12 protein-coding genes and 1 pseudogene are annotated in these 17,495 nt (G+C 39.4%); 8 read left to right on the forward strand and 5 right to left on the reverse strand.

Features of this window, described 5'->3' with window-relative positions:
• Window positions 1-5 precede the first annotated feature (5 nt).
• The 3 genes and pseudogenes from CYG50_RS02720 to CYG50_RS02730 all read left to right on the forward strand — a co-directional run bounded on the left by CYG50_RS02720 (window position 6) and on the right by CYG50_RS02730 (window position 5,501).
• On the forward strand, window positions 6-4,625 hold the full coding sequence (locus tag CYG50_RS02720; protein ID WP_102139491.1) for a DUF637 domain-containing protein: 4,620 nt from the start codon (window positions 6-8) through the stop codon (window positions 4,623-4,625).
• Window positions 4,626-4,643: 18 nt separating this feature from the next.
• Window positions 4,644-5,129, forward strand: a pseudogene (locus CYG50_RS02725) (hypothetical protein); the annotation flags it as partial.
• A 12-nt stretch (window positions 5,130-5,141) separates the two neighbouring features.
• Window positions 5,142-5,501, forward strand: coding sequence for a zinc ABC transporter substrate-binding protein (locus CYG50_RS02730; protein ID WP_102139489.1), 360 nt, complete (start codon window positions 5,142-5,144; stop codon window positions 5,499-5,501).
• Between the two features lie 535 nt (window positions 5,502-6,036).
• Here the strand turns inward: CYG50_RS02730 and CYG50_RS02735 are convergent.
• The 4 genes from CYG50_RS02735 to CYG50_RS02750 all read right to left on the reverse strand — a co-directional run bounded on the left by CYG50_RS02735 (window position 6,037) and on the right by CYG50_RS02750 (window position 9,707).
• Entirely contained in the window at window positions 6,037-8,043 is a 2,007-nt protein-coding gene (locus CYG50_RS02735) for a BCCT family transporter (protein ID WP_102139488.1), read from the reverse strand.
• 418 nt (window positions 8,044-8,461) lie between these two features.
• The gene (locus CYG50_RS02740) at window positions 8,462-8,728 is read right to left on the reverse strand and encodes a DksA/TraR family C4-type zinc finger protein (RefSeq protein ID WP_102139487.1); all 267 of its coding nucleotides are present in this window, start codon (window positions 8,726-8,728) and stop codon (window positions 8,462-8,464) included.
• Between the two features lie 71 nt (window positions 8,729-8,799).
• The gene (locus tag CYG50_RS02745) at window positions 8,800-9,240 is read right to left on the reverse strand and encodes a GNAT family N-acetyltransferase (RefSeq protein WP_102139486.1); all 441 of its coding nucleotides are present in this window, start codon (window positions 9,238-9,240) and stop codon (window positions 8,800-8,802) included.
• A gap of 143 nt (window positions 9,241-9,383) precedes the next feature.
• A complete protein-coding gene (locus CYG50_RS02750; protein WP_102139485.1) occupies window positions 9,384-9,707 on the reverse strand; it encodes a hypothetical protein in 324 nt (107 codons plus the stop codon).
• 338 nt (window positions 9,708-10,045) lie between these two features.
• On the opposite strand from CYG50_RS02750, the gene CYG50_RS02755 reads away from it, so the two are divergent.
• Window positions 10,046-10,732 (forward strand): DUF421 domain-containing protein, encoded by a 687-nt coding sequence (locus tag CYG50_RS02755; RefSeq protein WP_102139484.1) that lies wholly within the window; start codon window positions 10,046-10,048, stop codon window positions 10,730-10,732.
• A gap of 49 nt (window positions 10,733-10,781) precedes the next feature.
• Here the strand turns inward: CYG50_RS02755 and cptA are convergent, their stop codons facing one another.
• Complete coding sequence (gene cptA / locus CYG50_RS02760; RefSeq protein WP_102139483.1) at window positions 10,782-12,491, reverse strand: phosphoethanolamine transferase CptA; 1,710 nt, start codon at window positions 12,489-12,491, stop codon at window positions 10,782-10,784.
• 361 nt (window positions 12,492-12,852) lie between these two features.
• Between cptA and CYG50_RS02765 the strand changes: the two genes are divergently transcribed.
• The 4 genes from CYG50_RS02765 to CYG50_RS02780 all read left to right on the forward strand — a co-directional run bounded on the left by CYG50_RS02765 (window position 12,853) and on the right by CYG50_RS02780 (window position 17,485).
• Window positions 12,853-14,031 carry an ion channel gene (locus CYG50_RS02765; protein WP_102139482.1) on the forward strand — a complete coding sequence of 393 codons (1,179 nt, stop codon included), beginning with the start codon at window positions 12,853-12,855 and terminating at the stop codon, window positions 14,029-14,031.
• Between the two features lie 33 nt (window positions 14,032-14,064).
• Entirely contained in the window at window positions 14,065-14,697 is a 633-nt protein-coding gene (gene ccmA, locus CYG50_RS02770) for a cytochrome c biogenesis heme-transporting ATPase CcmA (protein WP_102139481.1), read from the forward strand.
• On the forward strand, window positions 14,682-15,347 hold the full coding sequence (ccmB, locus tag CYG50_RS02775; RefSeq protein WP_004905254.1) for a heme exporter protein CcmB: 666 nt from the start codon (window positions 14,682-14,684) through the stop codon (window positions 15,345-15,347). The genes ccmA and ccmB overlap by 16 nt, the downstream gene beginning before the upstream one ends.
• A 428-nt stretch (window positions 15,348-15,775) precedes the next feature.
• On the forward strand, window positions 15,776-17,485 hold the full coding sequence (locus tag CYG50_RS02780; protein ID WP_102139480.1) for a ShlB/FhaC/HecB family hemolysin secretion/activation protein: 1,710 nt from the start codon (window positions 15,776-15,778) through the stop codon (window positions 17,483-17,485).
• Window positions 17,486-17,495: the final 10 nt, after the last annotated feature.

Raw genomic sequence — 17,495 nt, forward strand, 5'->3', positions numbered from 1 at the left:
TATTTATGCTAAATGAACAATTACCTTCTCGCTCAAAGCGGATATTAAGTTACACCATTATTTTCTTAACCGCAGTCTACCCCTTACATCCCGCTTGGGGAGCCGCCATGACGGCAGCAGATAAAAACACCCAAATCAGCCAACAAAATAACGTCCCGATTATTAATATCGCCGCACCGAATGGGGCGGGAATATCCCACAATAAATTTCAACAATTTAATGTGGATAAACAAGGTGCGGTACTCAACAACGCCACCACTAATGTGAATTCCCAAATTGCAGGGCAAATCAAAGCCAATGCGAATTTAAAGGGAAATGCCGCTAATCTGATTATCAACGAAGTTACCGGCAGTAGCCGCTCAGAATTACAAGGTAAGTTGGAAGTAGCAGGCAAAGGGGCGAATGTCTTAATTGCTAACCCGAATGGGATTACCTGCAATGGCTGTAGCTTTGTGAATACCCCAGCGATTACCTTGACCACGGGAAAACCCATTCTGGATAACAAGGGGGCATTGTCTGCGGTTGAGGTGAAAAAAGGCAGTGTGGTTATTGGCGCCAATGGCCTGAATGCCGAAGCACAAACCTATGCCGATATTATCAGCCGCGCCACCGAACTAAATGGGCAAATCAAAGCCAAAAACTTGACCTTGATGCAAGGCACCAACCGTGTCGATTTTCAAAAAGGCACCGTAACACCGATTGCGGGTGAAGGGGCAAAACCCAGTATTTCGGTAGATACCAAAGCACTGGGTGGGATGTATGCCAATCAAGTGAAATTGGTGAGTACTGAATCAGGGGTGGGGATTAACCTCAGCAATGTGCAAGCCAACCAACATGACCTGACGTTAACTGTCGATGGAAAAATTACTCTTGCGGGTAATATCCAAGGGAAAAAAGACATTAATGTCAGCACCAAAAACCTGCAAATTAACGCCAATGCCAACGTGAATGCCGCCAAAGACATCACATTAGCCACCAACACCCTCACCAATAACGGGAAAGTTATCGCTGGTAAGGACATGCGAGTCTTTGCTGATAACGTCAGTAACACAGGAAATAGCGCACTTATTCAGGCACAAGATAATCTGTGGATACAAAAAAATGCCAAGGGTGATTTGAGTACGCTGATTGAGAATAAATCCGGGACGATAAAGACCAATGCGGGGGACTTGGTTGTTCGGACAAAAAAATTGACCAACATGGCGTTAAATACCCACTACAAGGAAAATACGATACAACCGACCTCCACAAGTAAGAACTTATTAATAGACCGAGTTAGAGAAGGAGGCGGGAATTATGATGTGGTCATGAATGCAAAGTTGGTTAACCCTCTTCCTAATAAGTGGTTCGGTGTAGCTGATTTTTCAAATGCATTTTATAAAGAGGGTGTTTTAGTCAATACAGGTCAAAGTATTTACTCTGATGATTCAGTTCGGATCGGAGAAATAGTTAGCGGTGGTAATGCTTATCTTAATGGTAATCAAATCACTAATGATAACGGTATCATTTCCGCTAAGAAAAATTTAATTTTAACCGGTAATACTTTAGATAACAGTCAAAATACTGGCTGGAAAAAATACACCTATAAAAATTATGTCATTGATCCTTCGAACAGTGGAAGTGGAATAGTTAATATTAGAAATATCAAAGAATTAATTTTAGAAACGCATTATAAAATACAAGGTGATGTGTTCATTTTGGAATTGATTGATAATGTAAAAACAAAAAAAGGGTTACATTCAGGTGCGAATCTCATCCTCGATTTTAAACATTCGATCAGCAGTGAGAACAAACTACCTATTACCTCATCACTGATCTCAAAAATAAATCACATCGATTCCCCCGCTTATTTAATGTCAGCAAAAAATATTATTTTAAATTCCAATAATATAAATATTTCTACCAACTTACAGTCTGAAAATGATCTGTCTATTATCGCTGGTCAAAACATCAATATTCATGATGCACAACTGGTTGCAAAACAATCACAAAGCCTAATTGCCAACAACGACCTTAATCTCAAACAGGTTAATTTAACGGCTAAAGACAGCACCTTAATTGCGAAAAATGGCAATCTTCAATATAGCTTAAATCCTGTCTCTGCGTTTAAGGATAATGTCTTATCGCCCCCGGTTCTCAATGCCGCAAATTCGTTACATATCCAAGCGGGTAAAAATATCACTTTTGATAATGCGCAGTTAGCCAAAACGAATAAACTTACCCTTAGTGCTAATGACAATATTTTTATTCGTCGTGATGAATCTAATTTAATGAAACTCGCGGCTTCAGAGCCTGTCGCCAATATCAATGCGTTACTCACAAAAACAGGAAATTGGGCAAGTTCAGGGGAAATAAACCTCACCGCTGGTAAAAATATTGAAGCGCATGGCATTGCCTTCAACAGTGGAAAATCACTGACATTCAATACAGGCCAAGATATTCTTTTAGGCTCTAAAGCGATTAAAGATGTCGACAATGTATTTAAGACCAATCGCTACTCAGAGCTACGCTCACAACTCATCGCGGATGGTAATATTACGTTAAATGCAGCCCGTGATATTGACTTGCAGTCGGCTAACCTTCAGTCCAAAGACAAAATTATTGCACTTTCTGGCCGTGATCTTAAATTAACCGCTACCGCTTACTCTGCCATTCCCAACCCCAACGAAGATAACCAAGATGTACGTTATGTGACCTCGACACTTTCCGGTGACAAAGGCATCACACTGGCCTCCAATGGCGCACTCACTGCACAAGGTAGCACAATCAAATCCCTAGATGACATCACACTCTCAAGCGGTGGAAATGTACGCTTAGAGTCGGTCAAAACGAACTATCGTAAGCAGTCAGGGAAAAAATTTGAAGAGTTATATCGCCAAATTGGCACTGAAATTAACAGTGGTAAAACCCTGACCATTTTGTCTGAGGGGAGCATTCTGTTCCAAGCGTCTCGTCTCGTTGCCAAAGGTGCGATGGATATTGCCGCAAAAGGTGGCTATCTCTATGCGCAAGCCATGGAAGAAAGCAGTTATTTTGAAGAGTATAAAAAGAAATGCAATAGATGGACGCTTTGTATTACGAAAAAGGAAGTGAGAAAAACACGCAGTGATAAAACCAATAAAGTCACTGAATTTACTGCTGGTGGCGACATTAATTTGTATGCCAAGGATGATGTCACATTAGAAGCGACCAAAATTAATGCGGGCAAGAATGCCAAAATCACCAGCCAAACGGGCAAGGTGAATTTTAAAGCGGTCAAAAACTCGCAATTTGAACAGGTGATTACAAATTCAAACGGTTTTTATATCACCCAACGTAATAAAGGCTATACCTCAGATAAATGGGTTTTACCTGCATTGCATATTGGTGGAAAACTAACAGTTGATGCGAATAAAGGGATCACTGCGGATGTTAAATCGAAAAATGGTCAGAGCCTAGAAAATGCCTTAGAGGCTCTTGGTCAAACAGAAGGTACACAGTGGCTTGCAGGCTTAAAAGACCATGAAGATGTGCAGTGGAACTTAGTTAAAGACGCCTATGACAGTTGGGATTATAAAAGCCAGAGTTTAAACCCGGTTGCTGCTGCGCTGATTATGATAACCGTTGCAGCGATGACGTCAGGTACAGCAACTAAATTTGCGGCTTGGGCAGCATCCGGTAGCAGTGGTACGAGTGCTGCGGTGATATCAGGCGCGGCTTACTCTGGTATGACGGCTCTTTCAACACAAGCAGCGATCGCACTGGCTGAAAACCAAGGAAACCTATCCAAAGCGCTTAATTCACTAGGTAAAAGCGAAACAGTTAAATCTATTGTTGCTCAAATGGTGATCTCCGGGGCGCTTAATGGTTTAGATGTCAAAATGGGATGGACAAAAGGGAATCCGGGGAATGCTAAGTTACCTTTATTAAGTAATGGGGATTGGAATAAGGTTGCTCAGCGTGTTGCCGCGCAATCTGTGATTAGTTCAACCGTGAATACCACGATCCAAGGTGGCAGTTTTACCGATAACTTTAAGAGTGCCTTACTCAGTAATATCGGGAGTCAAATTAATGCCGAAGGTGCCAAGCTAATTGGAGATAAAGGGGACATCTTAGGTCATTCAGGCAAGCTTTTAGGCCACTCTGTAGTTTCGGGGATTAGCGCTGAAATTGCAGGCAGAAATGCAAAAGGGGCTATAGTTGGTAGTCTTGCTGTTCAGTTAGCTGGGATCACACTAAACAACAATTTGATCAATGAAAAAGAATGGCAAAAAGATTCTGAGAAATACGCTCAATTATCCCGCGTGTTAGGGGGATTTGCGGGTGCAATATTCACAGGTAATGCCGGAGGGGTCTACAGTGGTGCGGACTCGGGAGAAAGTACCTTCAGGTTTAATCACTTACTTCATGAACTTGCAATGGATTTTGATAATGAAATGCAAAAGTGTGCTGGTAATACAAACTGCGAAGCTACACAAATAAAAAAATATGCTATGTTCAGCTTAATAAACAGTGGCAATTTAGATGTAGAAATAACTAATAACCCATTAGTTACACAAGATATCACTAAAACGAGAATATCAAATGCATTTGATTTAGCTAAAAGGCCTTACTGGGCTAGTTATCTAGGTTTTGATGTCATGTAAAATGACCTAGCAAAACAGTACTTAATGTATTGGAACTCACAAGACTTAAATAAAATAAACGCAAAAACACCGGGTTGGACAAAAGCAGCAGTATTAATATCAGATCCTGAAATACAAGCCTCAGTTATTTCATTAGGTTGGATAGGAAAACAACTTATACAAAAGAGCGTATTGACAGTGTCAAAACTAGGCTCTGATGAAATAACATTAATGATAAAAAGTACACAAACGGGCCTTAAAAATCCTAGTCAAATAGATCAAATGAAAATAGATATGCTCAGCAATAACTATAGATTCACTGCACCAGAAGGTATTATTGCTGGATACGTCGATAAAAGAGGTATTCATTATATATCAGAAGGCAATCATAGAATGGTAGCAGCTAAAGAAATATATGTTAAAACAGGTGACTCGCAGTATATTAATAAATTGATTGAAAATGGTAGATGGACTGTAGTTGAATCTGCTCCTGCTGGAGCAAAACCATTACCATCTAGAAATTAATAGGGTAATATCATGACAAAAAATGAAATATATGTAGACATGTTATTTTGGATCCTTCCATACATAAGAAATATTCAATCTCAGGATAAAAAAATAAAATCTAAGGATTTATCATGTTATTATGAATCTGAGCTAATACATAACTTACCAAATAAAATTCTAACGAATGAGTTCACTAGTAGTGATATATCATTTTTAAACTACCAAGCTAAATACTATTATGAAAATTGCACTCCGAAAATCAGTGTGCTTTACTCAAAAAATATAGAATATATTAGAATGTTATTTATTTTAGTACCTGATGAGTTAAAGGATCAACTAACTTGGTCAGGTCCAAAAAATAATTCTATAATTAATCAAGAAACGAATTAGCGTAAAATTTAATAGTTATTCATTCATTGTGGAGTTAATTTAAATATCCTAAATATTATATGGAGAGTGTAGTGGTACAGTGAACTTAACTAGTTAAAAATAAGTCTAATGCACTGTTTTTAATGGTTTTACACTCTTTTTATCCATGATAGGTTCCGGTGTGTAACCTATCATGGGGATCAGACCCCGAAATCAAGTTCTTCTTGTGAGTGGTGGATATTTAGCAAAACGATTAACTGATTTTACTATTAATTACTTTAGTCGAAATTCGTCTATAAAAAAATATCAACCTCAGGGATTGGAATGAAATGTTATTTACAAGGAGAGGGTAATACTCAAGGAATATTATGTGAATATACGATCACTAAAATCTTACCAGACTTAGCTAGCGTCAGTACTTTATTATCAAAAATGCAAATGTCATGAAATAGGATTCTATTGCATTAATAGACAATTGAATAAACACAGGCGGTTATGATTTTAGCCGCCTGTGAATTTTTATCGACACATTTTAGGTAATGTTTCTTTTTTAGGACTACTTACCCAATAAGTGTAAGAAGTGAATATGTTTTTCGTACTGATCAAGAATATCGTGAATGATCTGCTCTTTTGCCCAGCCCATCACATCGTAGTCTTGCCCACCTTCTTTTAAGTGAATTTCAGCGCGATAGTAGCGTTGTTCTTCGCTTTTTTCTTCATCTGTTTCAGTACCCATACCCGATAACGCAAATGACGGTTGAATATAGTAACGGAGGCGAACTTCATAGAAAAAGTTCATATCGTCGCCTAAATCGACTTCAAACCCAATTCGGTCATCTTTATCGGTATGGATATGGCACACAGTACCTTGCTTAGCGAGTTCTTCAGACACCATTTCCATGGATGGCTTCACAGATTCTTCCATAAAACGCTTAACATGTGCACGTTTAGGGAAATAGACAATGTTACGCAAGCGTCGCTGCCACGGAATCGGGTTACGGCTAGCGGTAGGGGCGATGGTGGCTAATTGCTGGCTATCTCGCTTATAAGCGTCGACGCGTAAGGCTTTAAATAACCCATAAATGGAGACAAGCAAAACGGCAGCAAAGGGCAGAGCACTCGCAATGGTGAGTGTCTGTAAGGCTTGCAAACCACCTGCGAGTAGCATGGTAATGGCAACAACTCCCATCAAACCTGCCCAGAAGATACGTTGCCAAACTGGCGTGTTAGAATCGCCTCCAGAGGCTAGCGTGTCAACGACCATGGCTCCTGAATCCGCTGAAGTCACAAAAAACACAATAACCATTAGCATGGCGAAGAAAGATAAGACCGAAGAGAATGGAAAATAATTAAGGAATTCAAACAAAGCGAGAGATACGTCCGCTTGAACAGTTTCGGCTAATAATGTTGCGCCTTTATTTTTAATCAAGTCAATCGCTGTGTTACCGAAGAATGTCATCCACATCAATGTGAAACCTGCGGGGACAAACAGTACTCCCATAACAAATTCACGAATGCTACGGCCGCGAGAAATACGGGCAATAAACATACCGACAAATGGCGACCAAGATAACCACCACCCCCAGTACAGTAGCGTCCAACCACCTAACCAACTGCTTGATTTGGGTTCATAGGCGTAAAGATTAAACGTTTTACTGACTATTTCAGATAAATAACCGCCAGTATTTTCTACAAAAGATTTTAATAGTAATACAGTAGGACCTAAAATCACCACAAGCAGCAATAATAGAAATGCTAAGCCAAGGTTGAGTTCAGATAAAATACGGATCCCTTTATCTAGTCCAGAGACGACAGAAATAGTCGCTAAACCAGTAAAAGCAATAATTAACCCGACTTGTACCATTTCATTAACGGGCAAACCAAATAAATGGTTCATCCCAGCATTGACCTGTAATACGCCAAACCCTAATGAGGTCGCGACACCAAATACGGTACCGACAACAGCAAACACATCAACTGCATGGCCAATAGGGCCATAAATTCGATCACCAATAATAGGGTAAAGGGCTGAACGTAATGTCAGAGGTAGGCCGTGGCGATAACTAAAAAATGCTAAAATTAATGCGACAATGGCGTAAATCGCCCATGCATGTAACCCCCAATGGAAGAAGGTTAAACGCATCGCTTCTTTAGCAGCTTCAATGGTTTGCGGTTCACCAACTGGCGGGTTTAGGTAATGCATTACAGGTTCAGCAACCCCAAAAAACATTAACCCAATTCCCATACCTGCGGAGAAAAGCATAGCAAACCATGACACATAGCTAAAATTGGGTTGGGCGTGGTCTGGCCCCAATTTTATTTGCCCATAACGAGAGAGTCCCAGATAAGTCACACTCAAAAGAACAATAGCAACGGCAAGAATGTAGAACCAGCTAGCGTTATTAAATAAATTTTGTTGAAGATGACTTAGATGAGATTCTGCGACTTTTGGCATCAAAGCGGCAAAGCCTACGATAACCAAAATAATGATGGCAGAGCTATAAAACACAGGGGGACTAATTTTAGAACGAATTTTTTTAGAATCAGTATCAATTTGACTCATAACAACCTTCTTTTGTTTTATTTTATTTTTGGCATACCGATATCAACAAAGTATGCAGCGAGCTGTCCTTCTTAATGAAACAGTGAATAATTGCGAAAAGGTTCCCTAAGGAAACGAGATAGAAAGAACAATAATAGGGTGTTGATGGCAGACTAAACCGCCAAATATAATGATGAAACCCGAGTCTTTATCACCTTCATAAGTTAAAAAATAGGCGGTTATACTGCCATGATACGAGTGAATGATCAACAATATCGGGAAATAACATTAAATAGAGGATAAAAATATCATGTTAATTATCATTAAATTAATAACTAACAATGTAATATTTACATGTTGTACCAATAAGTTAACGTAAATGAGCGAAAGTAAGTACGAGATAAGTAAAAACCATCGATAAGTAGAGGAGGAAATGTGATTAGCGTAATTGGCTATCCTTACTGCCACGCCGATTATAGCCGCTAAATGTAGATTGTTTTTTATCTAATTCATTTTGGCAGTTAATACAGAATTTAACGCCGGCTAATGCTAAACGGCGAGCCTCAGGAATTGCCTCACCACACTCTTCACAAAACTCGGCACTTTCACCTGAGTGCAATTGGCGACGCGCTTGCGCTACCGCATCATCGAGAGTGGCATCAATTTGTTCTTGAACAGCATCTTCATTTGCCCAGCCATTTGCCATCATTTCCCCCTATTTGATTGAATATTGACCTTATATCAATATATAGGCGAAAAAATTTAATTCAAGGGCAGTTATAACTCTAAAGATAATGTCATATAAATGTGGTCCATTCCCTCTTCATCATACATTTCTCCTTCAGTTTGGTACCCCAGAGTATGGTAAAAATCAATGGCAGTATGTTGTGCTGAGAGCGCAATCCTACGGTAATGATGGGAACGGCCATATTGCTCTACAAATTTCATTAATTCACGTCCTAGCCCTTTACCACGGTGTGGTTTTTGTACTGCAACGCGGCCTACTTTGATGAGGTTATCGTCAAGTAGCACACAACGTAATACCGCAGCAGGCTGTCCTTCTAAATACAAAACGACATGTAATGCGGACTCATCATATTCATCGACATCGATATCAGCGGGAAACCCTTGCTCTTGAGTAAAAACTTGTTGGCGCAGGTTGAAGGCATCGGTAAGGAGTTCTGGGTTTGCATACCCAATGCTATATTTAATTTGCATTAGTTTTCCTGAGAGCTAACGAGTAAGAAGTGCAATTATATCGTGGAATGGCGAATTAGTTAGGAGGGTTTTGGTGCTTTTCTGAGGAAAATAAGAATGCAGGCATTTTAAGCCCACATTCTTGAAGGGGACCGAGAAGAAAACTATTTTTTATCAGTTTCTGCGTCATTTTCTGCTTTGAGTGATTCCGTTTTTTCTTTCATATCGGTTGCGACTTCATCGGCTTTATTTATCGCATCTGTTTTGACTTCTTGGCTCAGTTCTGACGCATTTTGTTTTAACTCTTCAGCTTTGTTTTGCGCATCTTTCGTTAGTTCATCAGCTTTTTGTTCACCATCTTCTTTTAGTTGCTGGGCTTTTTCTTCAGCTTGTTTAACGGTGTCACTTGGTTTGGATGAGTCATCACAACCTACGATAACTGTAACGATCCCCGCGAAAAGAAGTGAAGTGATGAGTTTTATATTCATAAACATATCCTTAGCACGATGCTGGTAAAAATGTTATTGAAGCTCGATATTGGCATAATCGCCAATCTGTATATTTAACTCTCGATATTGGCATAATCGCCAATCTGTATATTTAACTATAGTTGAAATTAAGTGAGTTATAAAATAATTAGGTAACTAATTGAAATAGTTATATTTTTTCATTGTTGGCTCAAGTGAAAGCCTATTTTCTGGAAAGTCATCTTTTGTTCCATGCTATAGAGTTATAAAAGATAGAGAATCAAGCTAAACTGATTGAACTTATTATTAAATAAATAATGAAAACAAATTTATGGCTTAGATAACAAAGGAATAGCATTATGGCGTACTATTATTCGTTGATTATTTTAAAATTTATTATCGGTTTTGCCATTGTTATCACTCATATGAATCTATCGGGGAAAACACAGCTTTCCCAAATGACTCCTATTGATTTTATTGGTAATTTTGTCTTAGGGGGCATTATTGGTGGGGTGATTTACAGTGATACTATCCCATTGTACCAGTATGTGATTATTTTAATTATTGGTGTTTTGTTTATAAGCTTTTTGAACTTTTTAACAAAAAGATTTAATTTTTTTCGTAATGTGGCCATTGGTAATCCCATACCCATTATTAAAAAAGGCCAATTTATAATGGAAAACATCTTAGAAAAAGCCAATAAGATAGACCTCATCAATATTTCATCTCGAATTCATGCACAAGGCATTCACTCCTTTCAAGAAATTTATTATGCGCAAATAGAACCTGATGGGCAGCTAACCATTATTTGTGATGAAAAAAATATGCCATCAGTGATCCTGATAAAAGAAGGGGTAATTAGAAGCTATGGTTTGGAATCTATCGAAAGAGACGAGGCTTGGTTAATACAGCAAATTGAATTACAAGGTATTGAATCAATAAACGATATTTTCTTAGCTGAATTTTGGCGTGGTGAAGTCACGTTCATTTTGCGAGATGGTAAAATAAACCGCAAGGGTGCACAGCACCTGAAAGTTATAGCTTAAATGAATAAGTCGGTGAAATGCAGGTAACATTTCACCGACAGAGACCTAATTATTGTTTTAAATCATCATAAAGCATTAATGAGGATTTATTATCTGGGTCACCAATGTAACGAGGTTGAGGTTTAAATGCCTCATTAAACAGGCTTTTTTCGGGCTCAAACCCGGTATAGTTTAAACCTGCTAAATCAGACCACGCATAGATAAAGTCCATATTACTGAATGGTCGGGCTGTTTTATCATTTAAATCAAATTGATGAGTTGATAACCACTCAGGTGACTGCCAAACTAGGAAAGGCACATTGTAAATGACTTTACTCGGCTTTCCTTCGCTGCGCCCTAACATTTTATGAGGCGGGGTATCATAAACGTCTTCACCGTGGTCTGAGAAAAACACCAGAAAACCATTTTCTTTTGAAGAATCAAAGTCCTTGATTAATGTTGAAACAACATAGTCGTTATAATATTGCGCGTTATCATAAGCATTGTAATCTTTTACTTCATCATCATTTAGATTCGCTGGAACCACGCTGTCTTTATCTTTGAAAATAGCTTTATCTTCTGGGTAGCGGAATTCATAGCGCATATGGGTTCCTAACAGATGGACAACAATAAATTTCTTTTCTGCAGGGTCTGCAAGCGCTTCTTTGAATGGAGAAAAAACCACGTCATCATAAATACGTGAGCTTTGCGCCATGTCATTGTTCAAATAATATTGCTTATCTGTTTGGCGAGAGAACGCCGTTAATAAGGTATTACGCTCAGTCATTGTCTGCTGGTTAGTGATCCAAAACGTTTTAAAACCTGCTTGCTTCATCATGTTCATGATAGAAGGGCGTGAATTGAACAGTTCAGGCTCTGTTTGTGTCGCAAACGTCAGAATTTGTTGTAGTGCCTCAATAGTATAAGGTCGTGATGTCACCACATCATTGAATACAGATAAATTAGCAGGGTAATCGTTAGCTAGCTCATCTAACTCAGGGGTGGTTGGGCGTGAATAGCCATATAGGCTCATTCTATCGCGGCTGGTGGACTCACCAATCACTAACACAAATGTGCGGGGGGTGTCACCGTTTGCATCGACGAAGTTTTCTAATGGTGGAATTTTACTGTTGTCGCGGATTAACTCCTCCATGTTTGCCAGCTGGTTTTTATATAAAAGGTAACCACTAACAAACTGCCATGGTGCAGCATAGGCGAGTTTACTATTCAAATAAGATGCGACATTAGCTATTGGCCGGTCTTGTTTAATGCCTTTGTTATAATAAGGAATTCCGAACAAAATAACTAAAATCAGCAATGAAATACCGATGCGCCCTGGTTTTGGTAATGTTACCGGTTTTAGGCGCGTCCAAAGGAAGATAGCGACGACCGTGTAAGCGAGTATGACACCTAATACTTTGAAACTAAAATATTGTTTAAGGAATTCGCCTGCTTCATTGGTATTGGTTTCAAACATCACAAACATGACACTTTGTGATATTTGGTGCCCATAAACAACAAAATAAGCGAGAGCAACAACCGAGGAAAGCCATAAAACAATCCCAATTACTCCTGCAATTAGCTTAACTTTTTTAGGAAAAAGTAGGGCAGGGATCAACCAAAGAGAGCTGTAGAGTAGTGAATCTCTTAGGCCAATGGAATTACTTTGCCCTGTTACTAGCACATACAGTTGTAATAGGGATGAAAAATACCAAAAGTAGATTAGTAACCAGAGCAGTGAGATCCAGCTAAATTTTTCTGAGTGTGTAGTGTTACCCATAGGTTTTTAAACTCTTGTTTTCTATTATTGTTAAGTCGAATATAAAAAATAATTGAGAAATCGATTTTTAGATATAAAGACGTAGTTTAAGTTCCAAAATATATCCTTTATAAATAATAATTTCTTAATAATTCCATAACGCTATGTTTATTAGTGTTTTTTTTGCAAAGAACGTGTTTGGTTTTAATGGGGCAGTTCTTGTGATATTCAATTATAGACGATGTTTTGCCCGCCATTAGCAAAATAGTAAATGGCGAATTAGCATTTGTAATCGTCTTTACGCCATTGATACTATCCTTTGACATATTTATGGTATATAAGAAAATTTGGTGAATGCATCAGTGAAGGGTGAGAGCAATACATGTTAGATAACTCATTTGTGGCTTTTTTGAAATCACCCCTATCAATTAGGGTGCTTCTTTCATTGCTAATTATTATTGATGGCGCAATGATTTTAAAGCCTGTATTAAGCGCTTATACCGACTACATTGATTGGCGTGAGTCTGGGCTAACACAGTGGTTGAAGTCACTGGGTTTTATGAAATTGCTGGATATCCCGAGATTTTTATTGGGAATTTCACTGATTTTCCTATCGCTATTTATGGTTAACGGAGCCCGTATCGCTTGGGTGTTTTCATTATTTTTACTTGGGATTATTTCATTTGTTGACCTGCGGTTAACACAAGAAAACATACATCAAGGTTATTTTTCCCTCTTTTTATTGGTTGCTTTGTGCCTTTTTTGGAAGCTGTATCATCACCATAGCTTAACCAGTGCCGGGTTTGTGGCAATAACCTGTATTATTGCATTATTGCTGTATTCCATTTTTGGTACTTTATATATTGGTGATGAATTTTCACCAGTCGTTAAAGACGGCACAACGGCCTTTTATTTTGCTTTAGTTTGCATGACAACGGTCGGGTTTGGTGACATTGTTCCGGTTACGGTTGATGCGCGTGTATTCACAGTGACAGTGATTATTTTAGGGATCACAATTTTTACCACTTCAGTGGTTTATATTGTTGGGGTGTTAGCTAAAGGTACGAAAGAAATCGTGCGTAAGAGGTTTTCTTATATGAAAAATCATTATGTGGTGATTGGTAGCACACCAATGGCCGTCAATGTTTATCAAGGGCTGAAAAACCGAGAACTGCCGGTGGCCGTGATTTGCCAAGAAAACCATCGCAGCCATTACCCTGAAAAGGATAATATTGTGACCGGTGACCCAACCAGTTCCGAATTGCTCGCCGCAGCTAATGTTAAACACGCAAAGTGTGTGTTAGTCATGACAGATAGCGATTCGCTCAGTACTTTCGCTTTATTGGGGGTGAAAGAGCAAGCGGGGGAAAATAGTTCGGTAAAAACTGTGGTGCTAATTAACCAAGAAAGCAATATGGATAAAGTTCGCTTACTTAAGCCTGATATGTTGTTTTCATTATCTACACTAGGTTCAGAGGTTTTGATGCAAGTGCTTTGCGGTGAAGCAATATCGAGCGACTCTATTAGTGATATGCTGTTGAACAAAGTTGCAAAAAGCTAACCTTTAAAATAAAAACAACAGGAATTGTGCTGCATGCTAAGTGCTCAAGATGTGAGTTGCCTTCGGCAAAATAGGGTTCTATTTCACCAGCTAAATTTTACCGTTCAGCCCAGTGAGATCTTGCAAGTTGAAGGGCCTAATGGTGCGGGGAAAACCACCTTGTTACGCATGATGGCGGGGCTATTAAAGCCTGATGAGGGTGCGGTTTGTTGGAATAATCAATCGATTGAAAAACTGAAAGAAGAGTTTACGCGCCATCTGCTTTATTTAGGGCACAAACCCGCAGTGAAATCATTATTGACCCCGTATGAAAACCTCAAATTTTATTACCGAATGCATAATAAAGGCAGTGAAGGTGACCGTATTTGGGCCGCTTTAGAGGAAGTTTCGCTAATTGGTTATGAAGATATCCCTGTAAGTCAATTGTCTGCGGGCCAACAACGGCGTGTTAATTTAGCGAGGTTATGGCTAAGCGAAGCCCCTTTGTGGGTACTTGACGAGCCTTTTACTGCGATTGATGTTGCGGGAGTGGCGCGTTTAACAGAACGTTTTCATCAACATGCAAAGCAAGGGGGGATTATTTTGTTTACCTCTCACCAAGCGATGTCAGGGCAATTTGGCTCACTAAAACTGACGGGTGGGGTTGAAACATGTTTTGGTTATTAATTAAACGAGAACTTAAAATTGCTTTTCGTGGTTTTTCTGAATTGGTTAACCCGTTGTGGTTTTTCTTAATTGTTATCACACTATTTCCTCTTAGTATTGGTCCTGAACCTCAGTTATTAGCACGTATTGCGGTTGGGGTATTTTGGGTTGCCGCTATTTTGTCTTCGCTGTTATCGTTAGAGCGCTTATTTAAGGATGATTACCTCGATGGTTCCCTTGAACAGCTACTTTTGGCTCCACATCCCTTATTTATTACCGTTTTTGCTAAAGTCATTGCACACTGGTTAGTCACTGGGCTGCCCTTGATCTTGTTATCTCCAGTTGCTGCATTAATGCTGTCTTTTAGCGCAGACACGCTATTTGTCTTAGCGGGAACATTGTTACTGGGTACGCCTGTATTGAGTTTTATTGGTGCGATAGGCGCGGCATTAACGGTTTCTTTAAAAAAAGGTGGCGTTTTAGTCAGCCTGCTAGTTTTACCGCTTTATATTCCTGTGCTTATCTATGCAACAGGTACAATGGAGGCGCATAGCTTTAAAATGCCGCTAGATGGCTATTTTGCCATTCTCGCAGCGCTGTTTGCCGCCAGTATTACTTTTTCGCCACTTGCGATAGCTGCTGCGTTGAAACTTAATATTAGCAATAGTTAGCTGCTCACCTCTTCTCATCAATAGGTAATTAGGGCGTTGATATGCCCTAATTACCGATCTTTCTTACCCTCTTTTTTATAAAGTTGTAATAATTTATTTCAAATGTAATTGGTTAGATTTTCTTTACTCTTTATAAGAGAGAGGGTACTACAACTATTTGATTTTTAGTCACTAAAAATTACGCCTTAAGGTGCATTTTTGATGTTTATCTGGCTTGAATATAATATTCCCTACAAGTTAAATTTGTTTTTTATTTTATAATTAATTGATATGTAGGTTTATTTTGTTTTTATTGAAAGTAATTGGTTATTTTAAAATTAAGCAGACAATTAACAAAAAATGCGAACCAATTGGATTGTTATTTAATAAAAAGTATGTAAAGTTGCGTATATTAACTTAACCTAAATCCAAACCGTTAAAAAAAACTAATGCTTAATGTACGTACCTTACTGAACGGATCAATTTGTTTTGCCTTTTGTTTTCCTGCTCTTGCAAAAGCGTCATTATTGAAACCAGATAACACAGATAACTTGTTCAATCGTCAAACGCATCAGCAACAAATGTTACAACAGCAGTTTGATGCAAAATCTCCCGATGTGAACTTATCTGCTTCCATTGCAAAAACACGTCTGCAATTTCCGCAAGAGACTCCTTGTTTTTTAATTGAACGGGTTGTTGTCAGTGGGCAAGATGCCTTCCCACATTGGGTACCTATCGAAAGGTTAGCGGGTCAGGCTGTTGGTCATTGTATTGGTGTTGATGGCATCAATTTATTAGTCACTGACGTACAAAATCGGCTGATTAGCCACGGCTGGATCACCAGTCGTGTATTGGTTCCTGAACAAGATTTATCAACAGGAGTTCTCCAATTAGTTGTCATGCCAGGCAAAGTACAAAAAGTCATTTTTACTGATGACTCATCACAATACAGTACGCTGTATACCGCAATGCCAGCCCATTCAGGTAATTTATTGGATTTGAGGGATATTGAGCAAGGCTTAGAAAATCTACAACGTTTGCCAACCGTACAAGCATCGATGGAAATGATCCCCGGTGATGGCCCGGGTGAAACCCAAATTGTGATCAACCGTCAGCAATCACGCTATTGGCATGCGGGCGCGTGGGTGGATAATACGGGTTCAAAAAGTACCGGTAAAAACCAAGCGGGTGTGATGCTTGCATTGGATAACCCGACTTCTCTCAGCGATCTTTTCTATCTTACAGCGACTCGCGATTTAAGTTTTTCTAGCGATAAAGACACCACCAATTACAGCGCGCACTACTCGGTGCCGTTTGGTTATTGGCAGTTTGCCACCACCGCGAGTGATTATGAATACACTCAAACTATTGCTGGTGCAAATAGTGATATTGAATATCGCGGTAAAAGTAAAAGCTTGAATTTGCAACTGAGCAATGTGCTTTACCGTGATGCCACAGCGAAAACCACCGCTACCTATGATCTGAATTTGCGCGAAACCCGTAACTTTGTGCAAAACACTGAAATTGAAAATCAAAAACGGCGCACTACAGCGTGGAAGTTAGGTCTAAACCATCGCCAGTATGTGGGGCAATCAACCATTAACGTGGGGGCGAGTTACCAACACGGGACGCGTTGGTTTGGCGCTATGCCTGCTTTTGAAGAGTTTCGTAGTAAAGCTTCTCAAGATTATGCGACAGCCCTCGCGATTGTGATGCAGTTTAACGCATCAGCTAGTATCCCTTTTACAGTGGCCGAACAATCGTTGCGTTTTGATACTCAGTATTCGCGTCAAATAAGCGACCGTCCCTTAACGCCTCAAGATCAATTTAGTATTGGTAACCGCTGGACGGTGCGCGGCTTTGATGGTGAGCGCACACTCAGTGCGGATGAAGGCTGGACACTTCGCAACACCTTGTCATGGTCACTGCCTATTCCTGCTCAAGAGCTCTATGTTGGGGCTGATTACGGCAAAATCAGTGGGCGTTGGACTAACCAGAATTTAGGGACTCACCTTGCGGGTGGGGCGATTGGCCTACGAGGGGCAATAACCCCTGCCAATTTGAGTTATGACTTATCTATCGGTACTCCCTTCTCTAAACCTGATGGTTTTAGAACCGACCCTGCCACTTTTGCTTTCTCTGTAAACTGGAATTATTAAGGACTCTCAG

This window comes from Providencia huaxiensis (genome assembly GCF_002843235.3).
Classification (GTDB): domain Bacteria; phylum Pseudomonadota; class Gammaproteobacteria; order Enterobacterales; family Enterobacteriaceae; genus Providencia; species Providencia huaxiensis.

What these genes read in the sequence shown, in the direction of transcription:
- cptA (WP_102139483.1), bottom strand. Translation starts at nt 12,491, where the DNA reads ATGGGTAACACTACACACTCAGAAAAATTTAGCTGGATCTCACTGCTC.
- CYG50_RS02740 (WP_102139487.1), bottom strand. Translation starts at nt 8,728, where the DNA reads ATGGCAAATGGCTGGGCAAATGAAGATGCTGTTCAAGAACAAATTGAT.
- CYG50_RS02750 (WP_102139485.1), bottom strand. Translation starts at nt 9,707, where the DNA reads ATGAATATAAAACTCATCACTTCACTTCTTTTCGCGGGGATCGTTACA.
- ccmA (WP_102139481.1), top strand. Translation starts at nt 14,065, where the DNA reads ATGCTAAGTGCTCAAGATGTGAGTTGCCTTCGGCAAAATAGGGTTCTA.
- CYG50_RS02730 (WP_102139489.1), top strand. Translation starts at nt 5,142, where the DNA reads ATGACAAAAAATGAAATATATGTAGACATGTTATTTTGGATCCTTCCA.
- CYG50_RS02735 (WP_102139488.1), bottom strand. Translation starts at nt 8,043, where the DNA reads ATGAGTCAAATTGATACTGATTCTAAAAAAATTCGTTCTAAAATTAGT.
- CYG50_RS02755 (WP_102139484.1), top strand. Translation starts at nt 10,046, where the DNA reads ATGGCGTACTATTATTCGTTGATTATTTTAAAATTTATTATCGGTTTT.
- ccmB (WP_004905254.1), top strand. Translation starts at nt 14,682, where the DNA reads ATGTTTTGGTTATTAATTAAACGAGAACTTAAAATTGCTTTTCGTGGT.
- CYG50_RS02780 (WP_102139480.1), top strand. Translation starts at nt 15,776, where the DNA reads ATGCTTAATGTACGTACCTTACTGAACGGATCAATTTGTTTTGCCTTT.
- CYG50_RS02745 (WP_102139486.1), bottom strand. Translation starts at nt 9,240, where the DNA reads ATGCAAATTAAATATAGCATTGGGTATGCAAACCCAGAACTCCTTACC.
- CYG50_RS02720 (WP_102139491.1), top strand. Translation starts at nt 6, where the DNA reads ATGCTAAATGAACAATTACCTTCTCGCTCAAAGCGGATATTAAGTTAC.
- CYG50_RS02765 (WP_102139482.1), top strand. Translation starts at nt 12,853, where the DNA reads ATGTTAGATAACTCATTTGTGGCTTTTTTGAAATCACCCCTATCAATT.